The 21,234-nt window shown below is 65.6% G+C and carries 23 protein-coding genes and 2 pseudogenes; 13 read left to right on the top strand and 12 right to left on the bottom strand.

Features of this window, described 5'->3' with window-relative positions:
- Positions 1-16 precede the first annotated feature (16 nt).
- A pseudogene (locus ACLQI9_RS18825) lies at positions 17-355 on the bottom strand (integrase core domain-containing protein); the annotation flags it as partial.
- Between ACLQI9_RS18825 and ACLQI9_RS18820 the strand changes: the two are divergent.
- Complete coding sequence (locus ACLQI9_RS18820; protein ID WP_442378799.1) at positions 306-482, top strand: hypothetical protein; 177 nt, start codon at positions 306-308, stop codon at positions 480-482. The pseudogene ACLQI9_RS18825 and the gene ACLQI9_RS18820 overlap by 50 nt on opposite strands.
- Positions 421-1,797 carry an IS30 family transposase gene (locus tag ACLQI9_RS18815; RefSeq protein WP_442378798.1) on the top strand — a complete coding sequence of 459 codons (1,377 nt, stop codon included), beginning with the start codon at positions 421-423 and terminating at the stop codon, positions 1,795-1,797. The genes ACLQI9_RS18820 and ACLQI9_RS18815 overlap by 62 nt, the downstream gene beginning before the upstream one ends.
- On the opposite strand, the pseudogene ACLQI9_RS18810 reads toward ACLQI9_RS18815, so the two are convergent.
- Positions 1,763-2,766 (bottom strand): annotated as a pseudogene (locus ACLQI9_RS18810) (IS3 family transposase); the annotation flags it as partial. The gene ACLQI9_RS18815 and the pseudogene ACLQI9_RS18810 sit on opposite strands and share 35 nt — an antisense overlap.
- Positions 2,767-3,543: 777 nt before the next feature.
- Between ACLQI9_RS18810 and ACLQI9_RS18805 the strand changes: the two are divergent.
- Complete coding sequence (locus ACLQI9_RS18805; protein WP_442384580.1) at positions 3,544-3,963, top strand: RidA family protein; 420 nt, start codon at positions 3,544-3,546, stop codon at positions 3,961-3,963.
- Here the strand turns inward: ACLQI9_RS18805 and ACLQI9_RS18800 are convergent.
- The gene (locus ACLQI9_RS18800) at positions 3,906-4,277 is read right to left on the bottom strand and encodes a DUF952 domain-containing protein (RefSeq protein ID WP_442384582.1); all 372 of its coding nucleotides are present in this window, start codon (positions 4,275-4,277) and stop codon (positions 3,906-3,908) included. The genes ACLQI9_RS18805 and ACLQI9_RS18800 overlap by 58 nt on opposite strands.
- A gap of 125 nt (positions 4,278-4,402) precedes the next feature.
- Between ACLQI9_RS18800 and ACLQI9_RS18795 the strand changes: the two genes are divergently transcribed.
- Together ACLQI9_RS18795 and ACLQI9_RS18790 are read left to right on the top strand one after the other, a co-directional pair.
- Positions 4,403-4,600: a DUF7455 domain-containing protein gene (locus ACLQI9_RS18795; RefSeq protein WP_442384584.1), complete on the top strand. Its 198-nt coding sequence runs from the start codon at positions 4,403-4,405 to the stop codon at positions 4,598-4,600.
- A gap of 62 nt (positions 4,601-4,662) precedes the next feature.
- Complete coding sequence (locus ACLQI9_RS18790) at positions 4,663-5,649, top strand: YihY/virulence factor BrkB family protein (RefSeq protein ID WP_442384586.1); 987 nt, start codon at positions 4,663-4,665, stop codon at positions 5,647-5,649.
- Here the strand turns inward: ACLQI9_RS18790 and ACLQI9_RS18785 are convergent.
- The gene (locus tag ACLQI9_RS18785) at positions 5,636-5,875 is read right to left on the bottom strand and encodes a DUF3039 domain-containing protein (RefSeq protein ID WP_442384588.1); all 240 of its coding nucleotides are present in this window, start codon (positions 5,873-5,875) and stop codon (positions 5,636-5,638) included. The two genes, ACLQI9_RS18790 and ACLQI9_RS18785, sit on opposite strands and share 14 nt — an antisense overlap.
- A gap of 42 nt (positions 5,876-5,917) precedes the next feature.
- Here ACLQI9_RS18785 and ACLQI9_RS18780 point away from each other — a divergent pair, with 42 nt between their 5' ends.
- The 3 genes from ACLQI9_RS18780 (at position 5,918) to ACLQI9_RS18770 (ending at position 8,265) form a co-directional block, all read left to right on the top strand.
- Complete coding sequence (locus ACLQI9_RS18780) at positions 5,918-6,340, top strand: DUF3099 domain-containing protein (RefSeq protein WP_442384590.1); 423 nt, start codon at positions 5,918-5,920, stop codon at positions 6,338-6,340.
- Positions 6,341-6,458: 118 nt separating this feature from the next.
- Positions 6,459-7,448, top strand: a complete 990-nt coding sequence (sigB, locus tag ACLQI9_RS18775) for a sigma-70 family RNA polymerase sigma factor SigB (RefSeq protein WP_442384592.1) — start codon at positions 6,459-6,461, stop codon at positions 7,446-7,448.
- A 124-nt stretch (positions 7,449-7,572) separates the two neighbouring features.
- Positions 7,573-8,265, top strand: coding sequence for a metal-dependent transcriptional regulator (locus ACLQI9_RS18770; RefSeq protein ID WP_442384594.1), 693 nt, complete (start codon positions 7,573-7,575; stop codon positions 8,263-8,265).
- A 14-nt stretch (positions 8,266-8,279) separates the two neighbouring features.
- Here the strand turns inward: ACLQI9_RS18770 and ACLQI9_RS18765 are convergent, their stop codons facing one another.
- Positions 8,280-9,338, bottom strand: a complete 1,059-nt coding sequence (locus ACLQI9_RS18765; RefSeq protein WP_442384596.1) for a DUF4192 domain-containing protein — start codon at positions 9,336-9,338, stop codon at positions 8,280-8,282.
- A gap of 208 nt (positions 9,339-9,546) precedes the next feature.
- Between ACLQI9_RS18765 and sthA the strand changes: the two genes are divergently transcribed.
- On the top strand, positions 9,547-10,950 hold the full coding sequence (gene sthA, locus ACLQI9_RS18760; protein WP_442384643.1) for a Si-specific NAD(P)(+) transhydrogenase: 1,404 nt from the start codon (positions 9,547-9,549) through the stop codon (positions 10,948-10,950).
- A gap of 79 nt (positions 10,951-11,029) precedes the next feature.
- Here the strand turns inward: sthA and ACLQI9_RS18755 are convergent, their stop codons facing one another.
- A complete protein-coding gene (locus tag ACLQI9_RS18755) occupies positions 11,030-11,824 on the bottom strand; it encodes a trypsin-like serine peptidase (protein WP_442384598.1) in 795 nt (264 codons plus the stop codon).
- A gap of 232 nt (positions 11,825-12,056) precedes the next feature.
- On the opposite strand from ACLQI9_RS18755, the gene ACLQI9_RS18750 reads away from it, so the two are divergent.
- From ACLQI9_RS18750 to ACLQI9_RS18740, 3 genes are read left to right on the top strand one after another with little or no spacing between them, the layout of a single operon-like run.
- A complete protein-coding gene (locus ACLQI9_RS18750; RefSeq protein WP_442384600.1) occupies positions 12,057-13,046 on the top strand; it encodes a proteasome assembly chaperone family protein in 990 nt (329 codons plus the stop codon).
- A 35-nt stretch (positions 13,047-13,081) separates the two neighbouring features.
- Positions 13,082-14,104 carry an alpha/beta fold hydrolase gene (locus ACLQI9_RS18745; RefSeq protein WP_442384602.1) on the top strand — a complete coding sequence of 341 codons (1,023 nt, stop codon included), beginning with the start codon at positions 13,082-13,084 and terminating at the stop codon, positions 14,102-14,104.
- Between the two features lie 35 nt (positions 14,105-14,139).
- Positions 14,140-14,826 (top strand): PhzF family phenazine biosynthesis protein, encoded by a 687-nt coding sequence (locus ACLQI9_RS18740; RefSeq protein ID WP_442384604.1) that lies wholly within the window; start codon positions 14,140-14,142, stop codon positions 14,824-14,826.
- Here the strand turns inward: ACLQI9_RS18740 and ACLQI9_RS18735 are convergent.
- The 5 genes from ACLQI9_RS18735 to ACLQI9_RS18715 form a co-directional block, all read right to left on the bottom strand.
- Positions 14,823-15,236 carry a DUF1330 domain-containing protein gene (locus ACLQI9_RS18735; protein WP_324442047.1) on the bottom strand — a complete coding sequence of 138 codons (414 nt, stop codon included), beginning with the start codon at positions 15,234-15,236 and terminating at the stop codon, positions 14,823-14,825. The genes ACLQI9_RS18740 and ACLQI9_RS18735 overlap by 4 nt on opposite strands.
- Before the next feature lie 32 nt (positions 15,237-15,268).
- Positions 15,269-15,754: a peroxynitrite isomerase gene (locus tag ACLQI9_RS18730; RefSeq protein WP_324442049.1), complete on the bottom strand. Its 486-nt coding sequence runs from the start codon at positions 15,752-15,754 to the stop codon at positions 15,269-15,271.
- 9 nt (positions 15,755-15,763) lie between these two features.
- Positions 15,764-16,972, bottom strand: a complete 1,209-nt coding sequence (locus ACLQI9_RS18725) for an FAD-dependent oxidoreductase (protein ID WP_442384607.1) — start codon at positions 16,970-16,972, stop codon at positions 15,764-15,766.
- A 48-nt stretch (positions 16,973-17,020) separates the two neighbouring features.
- Entirely contained in the window at positions 17,021-17,485 is a 465-nt protein-coding gene (gene nrdR / locus ACLQI9_RS18720) for a transcriptional regulator NrdR (RefSeq protein ID WP_324442052.1), read from the bottom strand.
- A gap of 172 nt (positions 17,486-17,657) precedes the next feature.
- Complete coding sequence (locus ACLQI9_RS18715; RefSeq protein ID WP_442384608.1) at positions 17,658-18,140, bottom strand: LysM peptidoglycan-binding domain-containing protein; 483 nt, start codon at positions 18,138-18,140, stop codon at positions 17,658-17,660.
- Positions 18,141-18,353: 213 nt separating this feature from the next.
- Here ACLQI9_RS18715 and lexA point away from each other — a divergent pair, with 213 nt between their 5' ends.
- Complete coding sequence (gene lexA / locus ACLQI9_RS18710) at positions 18,354-19,052, top strand: transcriptional repressor LexA (protein WP_442384610.1); 699 nt, start codon at positions 18,354-18,356, stop codon at positions 19,050-19,052.
- An 18-nt stretch (positions 19,053-19,070) separates the two neighbouring features.
- On the opposite strand, the gene ACLQI9_RS18705 is transcribed toward lexA, so the two are convergent.
- On the bottom strand, positions 19,071-21,092 hold the full coding sequence (locus ACLQI9_RS18705; RefSeq protein ID WP_442384612.1) for a sunset domain-containing protein: 2,022 nt from the start codon (positions 21,090-21,092) through the stop codon (positions 19,071-19,073).
- Positions 21,093-21,234 lie beyond the last annotated feature (142 nt).

The raw sequence follows: 21,234 nt of genomic DNA, 5'->3' as shown, positions 1-21,234 counted from the left end.
TGAAGCATCCCGGGTTTCATGCACCCTCGGGGTTCTGTGAGCCGGCCGGTTGGTCGGTCACGTGCTGGGAATAGTACTGGGCTTCGGCTTCGGCGGGTGGGACTCGGCCGAGGCGGTGCATGAGGCGTTGCTGGTTGTACCAGGCGACGTAGTCAGCGGTGATGTACTCGACGTCGCTCAGGGTGTTTAGTGGGCCGCGATGGAACGGGGAATCAGACCGGATGCACTCGGTCTTGTAGAGTCCGATCGTGGTCTCGGCCAGAGCATTGTCATAGGCATCGCCGACACTGCCCACGGATGGCCTGATGCCCGAAAGGCTTAGTGTTTCACCGAATCTCACGCTGGTGTACTGGGTGGATTCAACTGGTCGTCGCAACACCTTGAGTGCGGAGGTGTCAGATGGGCAGGCCTGCGGGGTGGATGACGACGTTGACTGGGCGGCCGGCGATGCGCTCACCGGGGTGCCCGCCGATTCGTCGTGATGTGGAACGGGCGTTTTGGGTCAAGATCGCTGATGGGTTGACCAGTGAGGACGCTGCGGTGGCGTGCGGCGTGTCGGGACCGGTCGGCTCGCGGTGGTTCAGGGAGCGTGGCGGCATGCCGTCTATCCAGCTCACTGCACTATCAGGCAGATATCTGTCGTTTACCGAACGCGAGGAGATCGCGTTGCTGAAGGCGCAGGATCTCGGTGTGCGCGAGATCGCCCGCAGGTTGGGTCGATCCCCGTCGACGATCTCGCGCGAGCTTCGGCGTAATGCCGCTACTCGCAGTGGATATCTGGCTTATCGGGCTTCGATCGCGCAGTGGAAGGCTGAGTTGATGGCGCGTCGCCCCAAGCCGGCCAAGCTGGCGGCCAATGCGGCGCTGCGCGAGTACGTGGCCGATCGGCTCACTGGAGTGATCCGCCTGGCCGGCGGATCGCCGGCCCCGGGGCCTGCTGCTCCGCAGTGGAAGGGCCGCAACAAGGCCCGCCGACAGGACCGACGATGGGCCACGGCGTGGAGTCCCGAGCAGATCGCCCACCGGTTGCCGATCGATTTCCCCGATGATGAATCCATGCGGATCTCTCATGAGGCTATCTACCGGTCGCTGTATGTCCAGGGGCGCGGCGCTTTGCGGCGAGAGTTGGTGGCGTGCTTGCGGACTGGGCGTGCGCTGCGGGTTCCCCGTGCTCGTGCCCGTCAGCGGGCCAACGGCCACGTCACGGATGAGGTGATGATCAGCGCCCGGCCTGCTGAGGTCGCCGATCGCGCCGTACCTGGGCATTGGGAAGGCGACTTGATCATCGGCTCGGACCGCTCGGCGATCGGTACCTTGGTGGAGCGCACCACCCGCTTCACGATGCTGCTGCATCTGCCGCGGATGGCCGGTTACGGCGTCATCGCGCCGGTCAAGAATGGCCCCGCTCTGGGCGGTTACGGCGCCCACGCCATGAAGGACGCGATCGCCGCCAAGATCACGACATTGCCGCAGTATCTGCTTCAGTCTCTGACGTGGGACCGCGGCAAGGAGATGGCTCAGCACGCCCAGTTGACCATCGACACCGGGCTGCCGGTGTACTTCGCCGATCCGCACAGCCCCTGGCAACGAGGAACAAACGAGAACACCAATGGCCTTCTGCGGCAGTATTTTCCGAAGGGAACCGACCTATCGCGTTGGGATGCCGACGAGATCGATGCCGTCGCGATGGCTCTCAACAACCGACCTCGCAAGACACTCAGCTGGAGAACACCCGCCGAAGCCTTCAACGACCATCTAATATCGGTTCAATCAGCCGGTGTTGCGACGACTCATTGAACCTGGGCTGCGATCCGGCGTCGCTGTGATGGATGGCTCCCTCGATCGGATGACCCTGACGCGACCGCAATGCGACGGCCTGACGGATCGCTGATTCCACGAACCGGGTCTGCTTGGAGGCCGAAGCCTCCCATCCCACGATCGCTCCGGCGTAGGCGTCGATGACGAATGCGACGTAGACGAACACCCCTGTGACGAGCTTGACGTAGGTGAAGTCCGCGACGAGCAGCTGGTTGGGTGCGCCCACCCCGAACTGGCGATCCACCAGATCCGGTGGCCTCACCGCCGCCGGGTCGGCGATCGTGGTGCGTACGGTCTTCTGGCGGCGCACGCCCTGCCAGCCGTTTCGGCGCATCAGGCGTTCCACCGTGGATTTGGCCACCGGGATGCCCTCGCGCTGCAGGTGCGCCCACATCTTCAGCGACCCATACAGCGACTCGGGCTTGCGCCGGCCGTGCTCATCGGGTTCGTAGTAGCCGGCCAGGATCTCGGTGATGGTGGCGTCCCACAGGGACCGCTTCGAGGGCGCCCGCTTGACCCAGGCGAAGAACGTTCGTGGGGCAATCGGCACACCGTGCTCGGTCAGCACGCGGCAGATCGGAGCGACCCCGAAGCGGTCCCTGTTCTCGGCAATGAACTCGCAGACCGAACCGGTCAGCGGCGGTTGCGCGGGTCGCTCTCCCGCACGAAGAAAGACGTTGCCGCCTTGAGGATGTCGATGGTCTGCTCGAGCTCGGCGTTGCGGCGCTTGAGGGCGCGGATCTCAGCAGCCGCCGCCGAGGAGACACCGTCACGCTGCCCGTCGTCCACCTGCTGCTGACGGATCCAGCTACGCAGCGTCTCGGCCGTCATCCCCAACCGCTTGGACACCGCCGTGATCGCCGCCCACTCGCTCGAATAGTCCTCACGGTGCTCCAACACCAGACGGACAGCCTTCGCCCGCGTCTCCGGGTCGTACTTGCTCGCCATGACATGCACCTTCCCAAGGAAGGAGGTGCGCATCAAACGCGGGACGGTTCACCCGAGTTCTGATTCTTTGCCCAAGTTGGGTGAATGTCAGGGGCCATTTTTGGCTTCGACACTGTTTTCGGGGGCCGGCGGAGGTGCCCGGTAAACCAGCAGAAGCTTCCCGTCGCAATGAATCTTGCCGGCGTCGCCGGTGCCAGTCCGGCCATGCCTGCCAAAGCACAAGTGCCTCAACAGAATGCGAGCATTGCCATGAAAATGACAGCGATTCAGGCGGTGTCGATGGTGTCGGCCGCCACCTTGATTGGATTCCCGGCAACCGCATACGCTGGCGGGCCCCCAAACCCGGCACCATCACCGTCGCCCACGCCTGCGCAGTTCCCCCAATTTCAAAACTCGTCACAGAACATCTCATGCAACCTGGGCAGCGGCGGCGCCGTCTGTGAGATCGGCAACCGCGCCTACACGATCTCCACGCCGCCACCACCATGTGTCCCAGCACTCCGCGTGGGGGGACCGCTTCTCGCTTGATCATAGTGGCGTCACGATGGACTGTCACAACGACAAAATTCACGTGCAGGGCGAGCCAGTCGTCAACAACGGGCAAACACAGTCCGCTGGGACCTTCAGCTGCACCGCCGACACCGAGTCGGTCAGATGCACGGACTCGAGCAGTGGCCACTTCTTCTTCATGTCACCGAATTCCTACCAGGTGGGGTGACGGGCTGCGTTAGAAGAAATTCTGCTGCGCAACCGATTCGGCTGGCTTAGCTTGGCCGAATGTCAGGCAGCCGCATCCTTGTCTCGTCCGGGACCGATTTCGAGTCGACACTGGGCTATTCGCGGGCGGTCCGAGTCGGCCCACACATCGTCGTAGCCGGGACAACCGGCCCTGGGCCTGTAGATGACATCGGCGCCCAGACGCGAGAAGCGTTGCGCCGCATCGAGGTCGCTCTCAATCAGGCGGGAGCGACGCTCAGCGACGTGGTCCGCACTCGCATCTACGTGACCGCCATATCCCGTTGGCGACAGGTCGCGGCAGTCCATTCCGAGGTTTTCGGTGAGATCCGCCCCGCGGCCACCATGGTGGAGGTGGCCGCGCTGATAGCGCCCGAGCTGTTGGTGGAGATTGAAGCCGACGCCTACTCGACAGCCGATTCGCCGACCGGCGGGAAGCTGCCGTCAGCGCCCGGCCGGTAGCTAGTGACGCTGATCACAGCAGCGACCGGCAGTGCTCCGTACAAGTGCGGGAACAGCATCGACTCCGGATCCGTTGCCACTCCCGGTTCCCACCGAATGGGTGAGTCCAGACGGTCCGGATCGATGTGCAGCAACACCAGGTCGTGGCGACCGCGGTAAAGACGGTTAGCCGGCAGGTGTACCTGCTCCGGCCTGGACAGATGGACGAATCCGACGCTGGCAAGCGACTCGGGTCGTAACTCGCCCTGAACCCTGGCGGACGACCACTCGTCAGAGGGACATAGGTGCACCAGCACCGCCGGACGGTGGCCCATACCGCCATCCTGCACGGAGCGCCAAACGCACAGACGTGAGGAACGACACAGCGGGTAAACGCGTGGTGAAGACGACCAAACGCGTTGATATCTGAGACAGTGGATTACGGCCAGAAGGAGTAGCCATGAACGCGACCCTGACCACTCCAGAGTTAACCAGGGCTGATCGGTGCGATCGGTGCGGCGCTGCTGCCCGTGTACGCGCCAAGCTGCCATCCGGCGCGGAACTCCTCTTCTGCCAGCACCACGCCAACGAGCACGAGACGAAGCTGATCGAGCTGTCGGCCGTGCTTCACGTCGATGCCTCTGCGCTGGAGTCTTAAAACACGACTCGCCACCAGCGATCCTGGCGGGATGACCATTCGTCGGGAATCCTGAACGGGTTATGAGCGACCGAGCAGTGAAGCCCTCGCGCCATCACATCTGGCGCATCACCAAGCGGGCGTTGTCGAAAAGTTGGGACGACTCGATCTTCTCCGAGTCTGCGCAGGCCGCGTTCTGGTCGGCGCTGTCACTGCCGCCGCTGTTGTTGGGAATGCTGGGCAGCCTCGCCTACGTGGCGCCGTTGTTCGGGCCGGACACGATGTCCGTGATCGAGCAACGCCTGGTGTCGATGTCGAACAAGGTTTTCTCCCCGAGCGTGGTCCACGAGATCATCGAGCCGACGATCGCCGACATCGATCGAGGTGCCCGCGGTGAAGTGGTGTCCCTGGGCTTCTTGATTTCTCTGTGGGCCGGATCATCGGCGATTTCCGCGTTCGTCGATTCGGTGGTCGAGGCCCACGACCAGACCCCGCTGCGCCATCCGGTGCGTCAGCGGCTGTTCGCGTTGCTCTTGTACGTGGTGATGCTGCTCTTTCTGATCGTCACTGCCCCGCTGATGGTGCGCGGCCCACGCAAGCTTGCCCAACTCATCCCCGACGGTTTGCAGGATGTGCTGGCCTACGGCTACTACCCGGCGTTGATCACCGGCCTGATCATCACCGTGGTGATCCTTTATCGGGTGGCCTTGCCCGAACCGCTGCCGTCGCATCGGCTGATCTTCGGGGCGGCGCTGGCAAGCGTGGCCTTCCTGATCGCGACGCTGGGGCTGCGCATCTACCTGTGGTGGATCACCGGCACCGGCTACACCTATGGCGCGCTGGCCACACCGATCGCGTTTCTGCTGTTCGCCTTCTTCGCCGGCTTCGCCATCATGCTGGGCGCGGAGTTCAACGCCGCCATTCAGGAGGAGTGGCCGGCCCCCCGCACCCATGCCCACCGGCTGCGGCGCTGGCTGATATCACGCACCACGGCCGAGGGCCGCGACGACACCGACGGCGCAGCCGACGAGCCGCCCCACGTCAGCGCCGATCGGGTCAGCTCTTCTTGAGCGTCTCGTAGATCCGCTTGCAGTCCGGGCATACCGGCGAGCCCGGCTTGGCCGCCTTCGTCACCGGGAACACCTCGCCGCACAGCGCCACGACATGCGTGCCAATCACGGCGCTCTCCGCGATCTTGTCCTTCTTGACGTAGTGGAAGTACTTGGGAGTGTCGCTGCCGGTCCCGTCGTCGACGCGTTCGTCGGTCTCGGTGCGCTCGATCGTCTGGGTCTGCATGTTTCATATTGTGCCGGAATCGGCTTCGACGGGGTCACCGAAGTGTGGAACAGTGGAGAAATGAAGCGCGGCACTGAGCTGGGTTTCGACGACGACGGCCGGCCGGTACTGATCACGGCCGCCGAACCGGCATACGACGTGCAGCACCGCCAGCGGGTGCGGAAATACCTAACGCTGATGGCCTTCCGGATTCCGGCGCTAATACTGGCCGCCGTCGCATATGGCATGTGGCACAACGGTCTGGTGTCACTTCTGATCCTTGCCGCGTCGATCCCGTTGCCCTGGATGGCGGTGCTGATCGCCAACGACCGACCGCCGCGCCGCGCCGACGAACCCCGGCGATTCGACGGCGTCGGACGGCGCACCCCGCTGTTCCCCACCGCCGAACGCCCGGCGCTCGAGCGCTACGGTCGCCCAGCGCCGCAACCGGGATCACCGCCCACCGACGCTGACGGTCCCGAATAACCCGCTGCTACACTAGCTTCTCAGCACATTCTCAGACCGTGCGGACATTCGCGCACGTCAACGGGTGTGAGATGGCCGCCCGGTGGGAACTCATCCCCCAAGTAGGTCGTTGTACCTCATGACAGCTCACGCCTATCAGGAGGCCGCTATGGCGAACGCCACCACAAGCCGGTTCGACAGCGATTTGGATGCTCAGAGTCCCGCCGCGGACCTGGTGCGTGTGTATCTGAACGGCATCGGCAAAACCGCATTGCTCAATGCGGCCGATGAAGTCGAGCTTGCCAAGCGCATCGAGGCAGGCCTGTACGCCCAGCATCTGCTCGAGACCCGCAAGCGCCTCGGCGAGAACCGCAAACGCGAGCTGGCGATGGTGGTCCGTGACGGCGAAGCGGCACGAGGCCACTTGCTGGAAGCCAACCTGCGGTTGGTCGTGTCGTTGGCCAAGCGCTACACGGGCCGCGGAATGCCGCTGCTGGACCTCATCCAGGAAGGCAATCTGGGGTTGATCCGGGCGATGGAAAAGTTCGACTACGCAAAGGGATTCAAGTTTTCGACGTATGCGACGTGGTGGATCCGGCAGGCGATCACCAGGGGTATGGCCGACCAGAGCCGCACTATCCGGCTGCCGGTTCACCTGGTTGAGCAGGTCAACAAGCTGGCGCGGATCAAGCGCGAGATGCATCAGCGCCTCGGCCGTGAAGCCACTGACGAGGAACTCGCCGCGGAGTCCGGCATCCCGGTCGAGAAGATCAACGACCTGCTGGAGCACAGCCGCGACCCGGTGAGCCTCGACATGCCGGTGGGCTCCGAGGAAGAGGCCCCGCTGGGCGACTTCATCGAGGACGCCGAAGCGATGTCCGCGGAGAACGCGGTGATCGCCGAACTGCTGCACACCGACATCCGCACGGTGCTGGCCACCCTCGACGAGCGCGAGCATCAGGTGATCCGGTTGCGCTTCGGGCTCGACGATGGACAGCCCCGCACGCTTGACCAGATCGGCAAGCTGTTCGGCCTGTCGCGCGAGCGGGTTCGCCAAATCGAGCGCGAGGTTATGGTGAAGCTCCGCAACGGTGACCGGGCGGACCGACTGCGGTCCTACGCAAGCTGACCACCCAAATCAACACGAAGCAGTATGCCCGCCGCGCCAGTGGCGGGCATACTGCCATGCTGGAGTGTTAGCGGACCATTCACGCAGCTGGGCAAGTAGACTCGGCGGCAATGGAGGGTGCGGAATGAACGACCTGGTTGATACCACCGAGATGTACCTGCGGACCATTTACGACCTCGAGGAAGAGGGCGTCACTCCGCTGCGTGCCCGGATCGCTGAACGGCTTGACCAGAGCGGACCCACCGTCAGCCAGACCGTGTCGCGGATGGAGCGCGACGGGCTGCTGCACGTGGCCGGCGACCGCCATCTCGAGCTGACCGACAAGGGCCGGGCACTGGCCATCTCCGTGATGCGCAAGCACCGGCTCGCTGAGCGGCTGCTGGTCGATGTCATCGGATTGCCATGGGAAGAAGTGCACGCCGAAGCTTGCCGGTGGGAGCACGTGATGAGCGAAGACGTCGAGCGTCGGCTGGTGCAAGTCCTCGACAACCCGACGACCTCCCCGTTCGGCAACCCGATTCCGGGGCTGTTGGATTTGGGCGTCGGGCCCGGGTTCGGCGGCGAGGAGCCCAATCTGGTGCGGTTGACGGAGTTGCCGGCCGGATCGCCCGTCGCAGTCGTGGTGCGTCAGCTCACCGAACACGTGCAGGGCGATATCGACCTGATCACCCGTCTCAAGGACGCCGGCGTCGTTCCCAACGCCCGGGTGACCGTCGAAACCAACCCGGCCGGCGGCGTGAAGATCGTGATACCGGGTCACGAGAACGTGAGCCTGCCGCATGAGATGGCTCACGCCGTCAAGGTCGAAAAGGTTTAGCCCGGCCGCATCCTTCAGACCGCTCGTCGGCCGAACGCCCGGCGAGGCGGCAGCCGCACGCCGAGCCGCTCGGCCAGCCGGTATCCGGTGACCGCCAGTTCGCGAATGTGCTCAGGCCGCAAGCCCGATTGCAGGGCCGTGTCGAGCATGCCTGCCATCCGGTGGCCGGGTTGGCAGCGCAGCGCGGCCTCCAGCGACACCCCGGCCAGCGGGCCGTCGCCGCGGACGTAGGCACTGAACGCAACCAACACCAAGGCCTCCACCCGCCACGGCGCAGGCAGGCTGCGCGACAGCAGCGCCCACAACGACTCGGCCTCCCCCGCGCTCTGGCCGACCGCCAGGGCATACAGCGTGTCACGCACCTCCACATCCGCCAGCGCGCAGGCCAGGCCGGCCAGCTCCGCATCGGAGAGCTGTTGTCCCTCGCCGACACGGGCGGCGGCAGCTATGGCGTCCTCGACGTCGCGGCGAACGCACGCAGCAGGGTCGGTGCGGTGTGCGGCGTCCCGTGATACGGCGTGCTTGCCGATCAGATCGGCCAGCGTCGCCCTGCCGGCCCGGTCGTCGAGCGCGATGACTGCCTGCAGGTCAGCGCGCCGCGCATACAGGCGGCGGCCGTCGAGCACCGCCGCCACCGCCAGCGGCGACGCGGAGGGGTCATCGACGACACCGCCCGCACCGCAGCCGTCCACGCAGTGCCAGCGACCCCCGGCCGCCACCCGGTCCACGACGTGCGCGGCCCACAGCACAATGTCGCGCTGCGACAGCTCCTTGGTGAGCGTCGCACATAGGTCGCGGTACTCCTCGTTGCACATCGGGCAGCCGGCGCCGTCGGCGTCGACGATGACCACGATGGCCGCCTCGGGGCCGGCGGCCGAGGCCACCTCCGCGAGCGGCCCGATCCGGTCAGCGAGCGCCTCGGACAGGTCGACCCGCATCACCGATCCCAGTTCGCCGTCGTCGATCGATATCAGCACCAACGATTTCTCCGGCACGAAGCCCAGCACGGCCGGGAGCGCGGCGATCACCGCGCCGGGGCGATTCAGTTCAAAGTCAGGTCGCTGCTTGGTCATGGCCCAAACGCTGGCAATCGGCACCGTCAGCGCGTCGACGGTGCGGACCGCGCCACTCGTGCGCTGTGGACAAACTCGCCGCTGGGGACAACCCGCGGGCCGGCAGGGCAGGCGTCGGGCAAACGCGGAACAGATTGTTCACATGTCTGTCGCCTGGCTCAGCGTGCGCGCGGCCGGGAACCGGCGTAGATGTTTCCTCATGGGTTCGATGCTGGAATACGAGATGGTCGTCATCGGTTCAGGTCCCGGCGGGCAGAAGGCCGCCATCGCCGCGGCCAAGCTGGGCAAATCGGTCGCGGTCGTCGAGCAGCGGCAGATGCTGGGCGGGGTCTGCGTCAACACCGGCACGATCCCGTCGAAAACCTTGCGCGAGGCGGTTCTGTACCTGACCGGGATGAACCAGCGCGAGCTGTACGGCGCGAGCTATCGGGTCAAGGACAAGATCACACCGGCTGATCTGCTGTCGCGAACCCAGCATGTCATCGGCAAGCAAGCCGACGTGGTGCGCAACCAGCTGATGCGCAACCGGGTCGATCTCATTCCCGGGCAAAGCCGGTTCCGCGACGAACACACCCTGCTGGTCGAAGACCATTCCCGCGGTGAGCGCACCACGGTCAGCGGCGAACACATCATCATCGCCACCGGCACCAAACCGGCCCGCCCCGAGGGGGTGGAGTTCGACGAGGATCGGGTGCTCGACTCCGACGGCATCCTCGACCTCAAATCGATACCGGCCTCGATGGTCGTGGTCGGCGCAGGCGTGATCGGCGTCGAGTACGCGTCGATGTTCGCCGCGCTGGGCACCAAGGTCACCATCGTCGAAAAGCGGGACGCCATGCTGGAATTCTGCGATCCCGAGATCATCGAGGCGTTGCGTTTCCACCTACGCGACCTCGCGGTCACGTTCCGATTCGGCGAAGAGGTCACCGCCGTCCAGGTCGGCGCGCAAGGCACCGTCACCAGCCTTGCCAGCGGCAAGAAGATCCCCGCCGAAACGGTGATGTATTCGGCGGGACGCCAGGGCCAAACCGAGCACCTCGACCTAGAGAACGCGGGCCTGGAAGCCGACAACCGCGGACGGATTTTCGTCGACGAGGACTTCCGTACCAAGGTCGACCACATCTACGCCGTCGGCGACGTCATCGGCTTCCCCGCCCTGGCCTCGACCTCGATGGACCAGGGCCGGGTGGCCGCCTGCCACGCGCTCGGCGAGCCGGTGCACGGGCTGACCGCCCTGCAGCCGATCGGCATTTACTCGATCCCCGAGATTTCCTACGTCGGCGCCACCGAGGTTGATCTCACCAAGGACTCGGTGCCCTATGAGGTGGGCGTGGCCCGCTATCGCGAACTGGCCCGCGGCCAGATCGCCGGCGACTCCTACGGCATGCTCAAGCTGCTGGTTTCCACCGAGGACCTCAAGTTGCTCGGGGTGCACATTTTCGGCAGCAACGCCACCGAGATGGTGCACATCGGACAGGCCGTGATGGGCTGCCAAGGCACGGTCGAATACCTGGTCGACGCGGTGTTCAACTACCCGACGTTTTCCGAGGCCTACAAGGTGGCCGCACTTGACGTGATGAACAAGGTGCGCGCGCTGAGTCAGTTCAGCTGAACGTCACTGCCCGGCTCCCCCCGCAAGCGGGCGGTACCCCAACCTCTGCCGCTCTGGCAGCATCGTCGCCGGGCGATCCTCAGCACTCGTCGTCGAAGGCAGTCGGCGGCACGTCACCCGGGCCACCGGCCTCGGCGCGCGCCAAAAGGTCGGTGATGTGCTGGTCGAACGGTGACGAGTAGGACAGATTCTCCTCGCAGCCGCCGGCGTGCAGACCGCCGATCACCCCGGTGACCGTCGAGCCGCTGATCCAGGGCCCGCCGCTGGTGCCCTCGGCCAGGCCCGCGCACGGCAGTTCCGGGTAGCCGCCGTCGGTGATTCCCGTGCTGACCTGGCAACCGATCGGCATGCCGCCGACGCCCACAGGGTAGGCGACGACGTTGACCCGGCTGCCTTTGGCCGGGGCGGAACCCAGCGACAGCGCCGAACCGACCTGTGCTTCGACCGATCCGCCGTCGGCGCGGCTGACCCGGGCGATCGCGTAGTCGGCCCGCGGATCCTTATTGGCTACCCACCGCGGATCCAGGTACAGCACATCCATGGACCAGAGATCGGCCGGCGCGGCTTTGCCGGCGAAACCGGGGACGAAGGTCGCCGGGCCGGCGCCCAGGCAATGCGCGGCGGTCAGCACCAGATCGCCCGCCGCCGAGTGCAACACCGAGCCGGTGCAGGCGTGCAGATCGCTGCCGCCGAGGAAAACCGCGCCCACCCGCGGATCGGGATTCACCGGTGCTGCGATGACCTGGTTCGCGGCCTCAACGACGGCTTGTTTGGGTTTGCTGGCGGGCGGTGCAGCGGGTGACTGGTGCCCGCAGGCCGCCAGTAACGAGGCAAGGCCGAGGGTCGAGCCCATCGCTGCTGCCAGAATGCGCATCGCTGTCGATCATGCCCGATGGGGCGGGTGCAGGCGACGCAGAGCAGCGCCCCCCTGGCGAATTCGGCCTCGCGCGAAACGGCCACCTGGGTGGAATGCGGTCGGAAGCGACCGCGTTGCCAAACAAACAGGCATGCGATCCGGCGGCGGGGCCGGTATCCGTGGGCAGTCGAATTGAGAGACACTATCTGACACGGTGCGGCACACCGCGCCGTGTCAGGAGGCAACAGCGATGGGCTACAACCAGCCCCCCGACAGAGACCCCCAGAAAGAGCAGCGTTACCAGCCCGAGCAGAACGGCATGTACGAGCTCGAGTTCCCAGCGCCGCAGCTGTCGTCGTCGGATGGCCGTGGCCCGGTCTTGGTGCACGCTTTGGAAGGCTTTTCCGACGCCGGTCATGCGACCCGGCTGGCCGCCGGCCACCTCAAGGACACGCTGGACACCGAACTGGTGGCCTCGTTCGCGATCGACGAACTGCTCGACTATCGGTCACGGCGGCCACTGATGACGTTCAAGACCGATCACTTCACCTACTACGACGATCCCGAGCTCAGCCTGTACGCCATGCATGACAGTGTCGGGACACCGTTTTTGCTGCTGGCCGGCATGGAGCCAGACCTGAAGTGGGAGCGGTTCATCACCGCGGTGCGGCTGCTGGCCGAGCGTCTGGGTGTCCGGCAGACCATCGGCCTGGGCACCATCCCGATGGCCGTTCCGCACACACGACCGGTGACGATGACGGCGCATTCCAACAACCGTGAGCTGATCGCCGACTTCACGCCGTGGATCTCCGAGGTCCAGGTGCCCGGCAGCGCGTCGAGCCTGCTGGAATACCGGATGGCTCAGCACGGCCACGAAGTGGTCGGCTTCACCGTGCATGTCCCGCACTATTTGGCACAGACGGACTATCCGGCGGCCGCCCAGGCGTTGCTGGAGCAGGTCGCCAAGACCGGGTCGCTGCAGTTCCCGCTGAAGGCGCTGGAAGAGGCGGCGGTCGATATCCAAGCCAAGGTCGACGAGCAGGTTGAGGCCAGCTCGGAGGTCGCTCAAGTGGTGGCTGCGCTGGAGCGACAGTACGATGCCTTCATTGCCGCTCAGGAGAACCGGTCGCTGCTGACGCGGGATGAAGATCTGCCTAGCGGCGACGAGCTCGGCGCGGAGTTCGAGCGATTCCTCGCCCAGCAGGCAGAGAAGAAGTTCGACGACGACGATACGACCTGAGCGCCCCTCCCGGGCCCGACAGCGAAGTTGGCGACATGACCCAGCGGAAGCCCAATCTGCGCCCGGTGCGGGAGGTCACGCCGTCACTGGAATTCCGCACTGTGCACGGCTATCGGCGTGCGTTCCGGATCGCAGGGTCGGGTCCAGTCATCCTGCTGATTCATGGGATCGGTGACAACTCCACCACCTGGGAGACCGTTCAAGCCAAGCTCGCGCAGCGATTCACGGTGATCGCCGTCGACCTGCTGGGCCACGGGCAGTCGGACAAGCCACGGGCGGACTACTCGGTCGCGGCCTACGCCAACGGGATGCGCGACCTGCTTTCCGTGCTCGACATCGAGCGGGCCACCGTCGTCGGCCATTCGCTCGGTGGCGGGGTGGCGATGCAGTTCGCTTACCAGTTCCCGCATCTGGTCGAGCGGCTGGTCCTGGTCGGCGCGGGCGGCGTCACCAAGGACGTCAATATCGTGTTGAGGCTGGCGTCGTTGCCGATGGGCAGCGAGGCGCTGGCGCTGCTGCGCCTGCCGTTGGTGCTGCCGGCTCTGCAGCTCGTCGGGCGCGCGGCCGGCCTGATGTTGGGATCAACCGGAGTGGGCCACGACCTGCCGGACGTGCTGCGGGTGCTGGCCGACTTACCGGAGCCGATGGCGTCGGCGGCGTTCACCCGGACACTACGGGCGGTGGTGGACTGGCGTGGTCAGATGGTCACCATGCTGGACCGATGTTATTTGACTGAGTCCGTGCCGGTGCAAATCATCTGGGGCACAGACGATGTCGTTGTTCCCGTCAGCCACGCCCGGATGGCGCACGCCGCGATGCCAGGTTCCCGTTTGGAGATTTTCGAGCGCTCCGGGCACTTCCCGTTCCACGACGATCCCGACCGTTTCATCGAGGTCGTCGAGCGCTTCATCGATACCACCGAGCCCGCCGAGTACGACCAGGCTGTCCTTCGCGAGCTGCTCCGCAGCGGCGGCGGCGCACGAACTGTCTCCGGGCCGGTCGACACCCGTGTCGCCGTGTTGGAGGCGATGGGCTCCGACGAACGCAGCGCCACCTGATCCTCGCGTCAACCCGACGCCGTACAGTCGATTTCATGAGCATCGATGTCACGGTGTTGCGCGTTTTCACCGATGCGCAGGGCAACTTCGGCAACCCACTGGGCGTGGTCGACGCCGCCACCGTAGCGCCTGAGTATCGCCAGCGGCTGGCGACCCAATTAGGTTACAGTGAAACGGTTTTCATCGATTTGCCCAGCGCCGGATCCACCACGGCGCACGCTCGCATCTACACCCCGCTCACCGAATTGCCGTTTGCCGGGCACCCGACCATCGGGGCTTCGTGGTGGCTGCGTGCCAGGGGTACGCCGATCCGCACATTGCAGGTGCCGGCAGGGATTGTGCAGGTGAGCTACGACGACGACATCACGGCCATCAGCACGCGCTCGGAATGGGCTCCGGAGTTCGCCATTCACGATCTCGCATCTCTGGACGAACTCGCCGCCGCCGACGCCGCCGACTTCTCCGACGATGTGCCGCACTACTTGTGGACGTGGATTGATGAGTCAGCCGGGTCCTTGCGCTCGCGGATGTTCGCGGCCAATCTCGGTGTGGCGGAAGACGAAGCGACGGGCTTCGCCGCCGTGCGGATGACCGAATATCTCAGCCGCGACTTGACCATCACCCAGGGCAAGGGATCGGTGATCCAGACCACCTGGAGCCCGGAGGGCTGGGTGCAGGTCGCCGGTCGCGTCGTCGATGACGGCGTCACGCACTTCGTCTAGAGCGCCATTTGCGTCGCGCGGATCAGCAACTGCCCCTCGAGCCCGGCGGCGCGGTGGACGCCGATCTCCGCGACTTCCGGCGACGTCACTATCGCGGCAAATGCGGCGGCCGAAGGATATTCGACCAGCACGCAGGTGTCCCACAGATCCTCGACATCGCCGATCACCAACGAGGCGATATCGCCGCCGAACAGCACCTTTCCGCCACCTTGTTCGATGACGTTCTGCATCGGCGCGGCGTAGAGGTCGTAGGCCTGGCGGCCGGTCAGGTCACTGGGGCGTCCGTCGGGATAGACCGCCTTAGCCCGGAACGTGAGCAAGTTGACCATCACAACAGGACCGCCGGAATCGTCGGCCATCAATGCTTCGACGCGGGAAGCCGTTGGGTAGGCCGCATTTTCGACGTCCACGCTATCGTCTCCTTGCTTTCGGACCGTGCCGCTCAGCTCTTACGGTGCAACACCGCGGCCAGGTGGTGTTGCACCGGTTGTCCGACCGCACCCATCTGCAGTGAATACGACAGCTCGTCGGCGTCCACTCGGAAGCGGCGGCCAAGGGCGGTCACTTCTTTGGCGGTCGGTGTCAGACCGATATTCGAGGTAGTCATCTCGAGATCGATCGTCGTGCCGTCGGCAGTGTATGTGCCGACCTCGATTTCGGTGATGCCGCTTGGGTGTGCGAGCACCAGTTCAACGTGACCGGGTCGCGGTACCCGAAGGTATCCCGTCTCGGCGTGCAGCGGCTTCCCGTCCGTCGCGGCCCTGGTCTTTTGCCCGTACACCAAAAACGGCTTGCCCACATGGGAAAACGCGACTTCCTCGAGGTACTCGAACGGCTCGATTGTGGGGTATTCCCCGGACCCACGACCCTCCCATGCGCCGAGCAGCGGAGCGAGCTCTTGCAGGTCGGGGTGCAGTTCAGGCGCCATCCGGCCAGCCTAGCCAGCGTGGATGTCCGGCGTGCGTACATGCTCGGGACGGAAGCCCCGACCGACGACAATCGGCGGGATGTACTGCAACGGACCGCGGCCCACGAACTTCGGGATACGGATCGGCGACAGGTCACCGGTCAAATACGGTTCGGCCGCCCTGTTCTGGATGAATACCTGACCGGCCTGGATGATCCGAGCGGGTAACTCGCGCCGGCGCTGCACCTTGGCGAGGTCGGCATCTATCAACCGACCTTCGCGCAGCGGCGCACAGAGAATGTTGGCCGCGGCCACAGCATCAGCAACAGCGAGGTTGATGCCGATTCCACCGGCCGGTGACATAGCATGCGCGGCATCGCCAATGCACAGCAGGCCCGTGCGCCACCATGTCTTGAGCCGATCCACCCGTACATCGAGCTGGCTGGTGTCGTCCCAGGAGTGCAAATCGTTGACGTGTTCGCGCAACTTCGGCTGCGCGGACACCAGACGCTCTTTGAACGCCTCCAGTGAGCCGTCTCGCGGGTTCTGGCCCTTCGGCATGACATGCGCGACCTGCCAGTAGTCACCCCGGTAGATCATGGCCATCAGCAGGCCCCTACGGAGTACTCCGACCAGCTCTTGAGGATCGCCCGGGCGCCACTTCAGCCGGAACCACAAGACGTCTATCGGGGAGGCCGCGCTGGCGATCTCCAACCCCGCCGCGGCGCGCACTGCCGATGCGCGCCCGTCGGCGCCGACCACCAGCTCGGCACGCACCTCCAGTTCCGGCGTGCGCACCCCGACGACCCGACCACCCTCGACGATCACATCCTTGACCTCGGCGTTGCGGATCAAGGTGAATTCCGGGTAAGCACTTGCCTTTTCGGCGAGAAAGTCGAGGAAGTCCCACTGCGGCATCAACGCGATGTACGGCTGTTTGAAGCCCAGCCATTTGAGCGCGGCGAAGTTACCGAAAGTGCGAAGTGAGCCGTCGGTGTCGAAGGCAACGCGGGTGATCTTGGTGTGCGGTAGACGCAAGAACTCATCGATCAACCCCAGCTCGTCCATGATCCGCAGGGTGGTCGGATGCACGGTGTCGCCGCGGAAGTCGCGCAGGAAGTCATTGTGCTTTTCCAAGACAACAACCTGGACGCCGGCGCGGGCCAGCAACAGAGCATGAACCAGGCCCGCGGGACCGCCACCGACGACACAGACCTGGGTTCGCAGAACTCGGGTCATGCCCCGACACTACCTACGGAAAGTTTCTCGAGACTGTTGACGGACCGATCAACCGGAAGCGGACACCTCGCGGTGGGCGCGCAGCGCCTGGATCTCGCGCTCGAAATCGTCTGCAGACGAAAAGGACCGGTACACCGAGGCGAATCGCAGATAGGCCACCTCGTCGAGTTCTCGCAGCGGACCGAGGATCGCAAGCCCGACCTCATGGCTGGGCACTTCCGGTGACCCGCTGGCCCGCACGGCGTCTTCGACCTGCTGGGCCAGCAGGTTCAGCGCGTCGTCGTCGACCTGGCGGCCCTGGCAGGCCCGACGCACACCGCTGATCACCTTCTCGCGGCTAAAGGGTTCGGTGACGCCGCTGCGCTTGACGACCGCTAACACGGCGGTCTCCACAGTGGTGAATCGCCGTCCGCACTCCGGGCATGACCTGCGGCGCCGGATGGCCTGACCCTCGTCGGTCTCCCGTGAGTCGACCACCCGGGAATCGGGATGGCGGCAGAACGGACAGTGCATGACCGCTCCTTCGCCGCGCCGACAACGGGATGTCTGAGACCACCCCGAGCGTACCTGCGCACTCCCCCGCGGGCCTAGCGTCATCGGAGGTCGTGCCCGATATCCGCGGCCGTCATGACATTCGCCGACGACCATTGAGCCATGCGGATTTCGGCGCTGCACGGCGGAGCCGTCAGCCCACCGGGGCGATGAGCGTCTGGCCGGCGGTCACCGTCGCGGAGTCGAGATCGTTGAGCTCGCGGATGCGTGCGGTGACCTGACCGGTCGGTGCATCGGGTGCGACCCTGGCGGCCAAGTGCTGAAGCGTCTCCCCGGGCTCGACCCGCACCACAGCGAGCTGGTCGGGCATGTGGCCCGCCGTCTGGTCAGAGCCGCCATGCAGCATGCCACCGAAGTGCGCCACCAGCCCCAGCCACACGGTGGTCAGCGCCGCGAGCAGGGCCAGCGCCACCGTGGTCGCCGGTGTGATCGGACGTGGCCGATGTGGCGCCGTCGACATCAACACTCCGGTACCCCGGTAACCCGGCGGCGCAGCGACCGGTCTCGACGGCTGCGGACCCCGGCTTCCGGGCCGGCCACGGCGGCCTGCCGGACGCACCTGGACCGGCCGACAACGGATCGGCGCGTTCGGCGAAATCGTTTCGATGGGCATCATGTGCGTTTCCTCCAGTCGGCTCGTACTCGATCACTTGTTCGAAGCATAATCGATAGTGTGTTCGATTTTCGAACATGTGATCGAACTGTTGCACACGCAGCAGACGATAGGACACCGCACCGACAACTTTCGCCGCCGCAGCCAGGGGCGACACCGCGACACGCCTCGAACACATGTTTGATATCGAAGCTCAATGCGGCTACATTCGTCCATATGAGCGACAGCCATACCCCGGGCGGCGACCCTGATCGCAGTGCGCGATCTGCGGATTCAGGGCTCACAGAGCGCCAGCGCACGATTCTCGACGTCATTCGCGCTTCGGTCACCAGCCGCGGATATCCGCCGAGCATCCGGGAAATCGGCGATGCGGTAGGTCTGACGTCGACGTCCTCGGTGGCTCACCAATTGCGCACACTCGAGCGCAAGGGCTATCTCCGGCGTGACCCGAACCGCCCACGCGCTGTTGATGTTCGCGGCGCCGACGACATCGCCAGGCCGACGGTCCTCACCGATGTTTCGGGCTCGGACGCGCTGCCCGAGCCCACCTTCGTTCCCGTTTTGGGCCGCATCGCGGCGGGCGGCCCGATCCTCGCCGAGGAAGCCGTCGAGGACGTCTTTCCGCTGCCGCGCGAACTCGTCGGCGAGGGGGCGCTGTTCCTGCTCAAGGTGGTCGGTGACTCGATGGTCGACGCCGCGATTTGCGACGGCGACTGGGTCGTGGTCCGTCAGCAGAACGTGGCCGACAACGGCGACATCGTGGCAGCGATGATCGACGGGGAGGCCACCGTCAAGACCTTCAAGCGCACCGGTGGCCAGGTTTGGCTGATGCCGCACAACCCGGCCTTCGACCCCATCCCGGGCAATGACGCCGCCGTGCTCGGCAAGGTCGTCACGGTGATCCGCAAGATCTGACTGCTGCGGTCCAGTCGGCTAGTCGGCCTTGGTGAACCCATTCGCTTGCGCGATTTCTTCGGTGGCGAACCAGATTTCGGCGAGTGTGTCCCCATATAGTTCGCTGTCGGGCATGTAGTAGACGCCGAAGCTGGCATTGGCCTTAACGGGGTATCCGTCGGGGACCTGGTACGGATCCTCCATCGGAAGGTGAATCGCCAACTGACCGGGCGCAATTGGCGTAGCCGCAGCGAAATGAGTGGTCTCGGCTTCGGCGTCCGCGGCGGCATGTCGCCCGCTTCGCACTTCGCCCGGTGTTGGGATCCGCGTCGGAACTGTGTCCACCGCGTCGGGATCCTCGTCAAAGGGCTCGTCGAAGTGTTCGTCGAGGTGCTCGTCAAGGTGTTCGTCGAGGTGCTCGACCAAGTGTTCGTCCAAGTCGGAAAACTTGGCAGAACCTCCGATTTGGTCGACCAGCGGCTCGTCGACCAAATCGGCACGCCCTGGTAGCGTCCAGTCGCTGGCCGACTGACTGGGCAGCCGCACGGTCCGCGGACGCAGCGCCCGGTAGCCGTCGGACAAGGTCGACGACTCGAGATCGCCGTCGGCATCCGGTGACCACCGTGAAACAGACTCGGTGACGGCCTCATAGCCGGCCTTGTCACCACCGCCAAGTTTGGCGGCCTCGGCCTTGCGCCAGCCGGCACGGCGGCGACGCCCTATCCAGGCCACCAGCGCGGCCAGCCCGATCAGCGCCACCGCCGGGACGCCGACCGGCAACCACCATCGCCGCCAGTCCAGCAGGCTCCCCGCACCGGCGGTCGGCGCACCGGACGGCATCTTCTGGCCGGGCACCTGCAGGCCGGACAGCGACGACGCCAAGTTCGCCGGCTGGGTGCTGAACGTGTTCTTGGCCTGATTCCAGGCGATCTGGCCGCCGGTGAACTTCTGCGTGATCACATCCTTGTTCACGGTCTGATCGCCCACCGGCGCGCCCAGTTTGCCGGTCGGCCCGCCGAGTTTGTCCCACGCGGCATTGATGGCGCCGCGAACCACAAACGCGCCGTGGTCGGGCGTCCAGAAGATCACCGGTTTGTCGTTGGCGGCAAACGCGCTCACCCGGCTGGCCGGCTTGAGACCGCCGTCGGCCTCATTGGCGATCGGGAAGCCGAGGGTGCTGCCGCCCGGGCCGCCCAACGACTCGTATTTCGCCAGAATGTCGCTCTCGACGGCGTTGGCGCCGGTGGCCGGGCTGAAGAAGACCTTGCCGCCGGCGAAGTTTTGGCCCAGCCCGTCGCCGGCTACCGGATACTGATCGCCTTGTTCGGCACCCAACGGACCCGAGGGGCCGCCCGACGCGCGCCACGCCATGTTGATGGCCGCGGTCGGATCGATGGGTACCTGCAGGTCGGTGAGCTGGTTCGCCAGATCGGGTGGGACGGTGGTGAACGTTTTCGTCAGCCTGTTCCATGACACCCTGCCGGTGCTGAAGGCCTGGGTGGCGACTTCGCCGTCGTAGGTTTCGTCGCTGACCGGGACACCGAGAGCGCCACCGGAGCTGCCCAATTTGTCCCACGCGGCGTTGATCGCCCCGCGCACGACGAATGCGCCGTGCTCGGCGGTCCAGTAGATCAGCGGCTTGTCGCTGGCCGAGAAGGTGCTGACCCGGCTGTCGGGGCCTGCCAGCCCGCGTGCTTCGTTCATGGTAGGAAAGCCCAGGTCGCTGGCCGCCGGGCCGCCGAGGGCCTCGTACTTGTCCAGGATGGCGCCCATCATCGACCTGGGGCCGGTAGCCGGCGTGAAGAACATCTTGCCGTGCACGAAGTCCTGCGCGAATCCTGCGCCGGCGGCGTACGCCTCGCCCTGTTTGGCGCCGAGATCCGAATTGTCGCCGCCGGCGGCCTTCCACGCCGCGGTCATCGCGTCGTCGGCCTCGCCCAGCGGGGATGCCGCCGCGACGGGTGCCAGCAGCGCCATGCAGGCCAAGCCTGCCGCCAGTGCCACCAGACCACGCGTCACGCGCCGCGCGACGCCGCCCGATCCACCTTGCTGCCCTGTCATCCCACCTCCCGGCGGCCGCCCAGTCCGAGGCCTGTGGCCAGTTTCAACCGCCCGGCGGGCCGCCACAACTCTGCTGCGGCCAACGACGCATGGGAAGTCATACGAAGACCCTACGGAATGGATATCCCGTCGATGCTGAATT

Origin of the sequence: Mycobacterium sp., assembly GCF_052143115.1 — a bacterium.
In the GTDB taxonomy this organism is placed as follows: domain Bacteria; phylum Actinomycetota; class Actinomycetes; order Mycobacteriales; family Mycobacteriaceae; genus Mycobacterium.
This window is presented reverse-complemented; position numbering and strand designations above follow the sequence as displayed.